Here is a 384-nt window from a genome sequence, read left to right as displayed (position 1 = left end):
CCATCCATCTGGAGAATCTTTCCGGCATTCGCCGGACCTCAAGACAAAGAGGAAAACACACAGCGATTCTGCATAACTGGACATTCGCTCAACTGACTGACTTCATTGAATATAAAGCAAGAGAAATAGGTATCGTTGTTAAAAAGGTCAATCCAGAGTATACCTCTCAGACTTGCCCGACATGTAAGGCCAGAAATAAAGTAACCGACCGAATGTATCAGTGTGGGTGTGGCTACCGGGGGCATCGGGATAGAGTAGGAGCTCTGAATATCGCCCAAACAACCTAACTCATATGGTCACAGTATGAGTGCCCATGGAGCTATAGGCTCTGCCATGGGAGGGGTGATGGCACACCCTTAAACTTAAGGCTTGAACAAAACAGAA

Annotated in this window: 1 protein-coding gene; it reads left to right on the top strand. The window is 46.6% G+C overall.

The genetic code is table 11. From position 1 onward, the window contains the following. The coding region (locus tag ACYQ4S_RS12400) for a transposase (RefSeq protein ID WP_459771480.1) at window positions 1-287 on the top strand (287 nt) is incomplete at its 5' end. Between the last annotated feature and the right edge of the window lie 97 nt (window positions 288-384).

The organism is Alkalibacterium sp. s-m-28, assembly GCF_054658175.1.
This window is presented reverse-complemented; position numbering and strand designations above follow the sequence as displayed.